Consider the following 2,057-nt stretch of genomic DNA (forward strand, 5'->3'; position numbering starts at 1 on the left):
GACCCCTACCTCCAGCCCGCTACCCCGCCCGGGCTACTCCCCACCGGATCGGCGAAGAGCCACATACACCTACCGAGAACTTGCGCCAGGATTATCGAAACTGTCACTAGCGGCGCACGATACGACAACTGACGAGCCAACAGTAGAGAACCTCGTCGCGACACATCATTCGACCAAAGGGCGCAATAATCAACTGGACTTACCCTCCAGGGTGCAGATGGCGTGGGCGCGGAATTCACGTTGTTCACGCGACAACAACGGCTCCCCTGCTCGCCGTATTACGTAACCACTCCTATAGTCAACCTCGTCGAAATCAACCTCGTCCCGCGCGGTAGTGTACCCGCTTCTGTGTTCGGCACGTAGTTTAACGCTCGCTAGGATTTGAAACACAACGAGCGCCAGCACATCTGCGCCAAGAATCGCCATTCCCGCGAACAATACATATGACTCCCCGTAGCCTCGCCCGGAGACTCCCATGCCGACGGCAAGAAGAACAGCTAGGACCGGCACTGCCAATGCGCAACCTAGCATCCATCTGCCCCAAACAATTCCGGGGCGGCCGCTCAGCATGTCACGTCGTTCGCCAGGAACCCACTCGCTCACCACCCTGGAACACGGCTCCTTCGATCAAGCGCGCTCCCAGCAAATCCCACAACAGCCAGCGGGGCGGACAATCCGAACGAGGTTATGTCAGCATTATTGATTTCACTCTTCGCTATCGGCTGGACGAACTTTGAAACCCCACGCGCCGCGAACCCAAACGCGCCGAAACTTGCACCAAGAAGCCCTACCCCACAACTGACATCCAGCCCTCCACCAGCGCAATCAATGGCCGCCGACGCGAATCCCGTTGCCACAGATACCACCCCTAATGCGATTCCCAAGCCCGGAACGAAAGATAGCGCACCCGCAGCAAGTGAGATCGCGCTCAGCCATGTGCTTGCTTTCGCACCTGCACTGCTGGACGCCCAGCCTATGAATCCATCCCAGGCTTTCCCAAATAGCGATCGGCTCTGCGCTTGATCGGCGGCCTTCTTCTCGGCCTCCCTCGCCGCCTTTTCCGCGGCCTTCGCTGCCTCAGCGCTGGCCGCTGCCGCCTTTGCGGCGGCACGTGCACCGTCCTGGCTATGCGCCTTGTTCACAGTGTACTTCGTCGTCTTGTTCTTCGACTTGCTGAAGAAGTCCACCGCATGATCGGTGTAGTTCTCCCGAACCCGCACGATCTTCCCGCCCCGGCGCACGTCCTTCTCACACGAGATCGCATGCGAGCACCGGTCGTACTTACGCTTGTCCGTCTTGTCGTGCGGGTTGTACCCCACATGCCCCGCACCAATCGGCAGCTCCCCCGACGGGTCCGACCACGTCACCGGATTATTGTTCGAATACGAGTACGCGTTCCACTGCTGTGGATCCGACAGATCCATCACCGGATCCACACTGATGAACCGCCCCAACGCCGGGTCGTAATACCGAGCACCCACATGCACCAGACCAGTCGAATCGGTGGGCTTGTCCAAGAACCCGTGATCCCCGGTCCATGCCCCACCCTTGCGTGTACCGCCGTACGGATCCGAATACCGGCGCGACAGCGTGTTCGACGACTGATCCACCTGCACCACACCCGTGCCCTGATGATCAGCCACCACCGTCGACGTCCCCGACGAACCCCGGCCAGTCCGCGCAGCCACCGTCCGGCCCCCGAACTGGTAGTACCGCACCGCCGAGGTCGACGAACCATCCGCCGTCAGCTCCGTACCACCCGGCAGGTACAACGTCGTCCTGCCACCCTCCGTGCGCAGCAGCCGATCACCATCAGGCGTATACGTGTACTCACCCACCGTCTGCGACCCCTCGGCAACCCTCGTCAGCTCACCCTCAGGATCCCACGACAAGCTCTGCGCAGGCTCGCCCGCCACATCACGCGACGTCATGTTCCCCGCCGCGTCATACCCGAACGACGACACCTCGCCCGACGCACCACCAGAACCCGTTACCTGGCTCTTCGCCGATCCGGTGGGGAGTAGCCCGGGCGGGGTAGCGGGCTGGAGGTAGGGGTC

The 2,057-nt window shown here is 61.4% G+C and carries 1 protein-coding gene; it reads right to left on the reverse strand.

Annotation, left to right across the window (positions count from 1 at the left end; translation table 11 throughout):
* Positions 1 to 599: 599 nt before the first annotated feature.
* On the reverse strand, positions 600 to 2,057 hold a 1,458-nt coding region (locus tag EYB28_RS19920), incomplete at its 5' end, for an RHS repeat-associated core domain-containing protein (RefSeq protein WP_166853044.1).

The organism is Isoptericola sp. BMS4, assembly GCF_011634835.1.
GTDB lineage: Bacteria > Actinomycetota > Actinomycetes > Actinomycetales > Cellulomonadaceae > Isoptericola.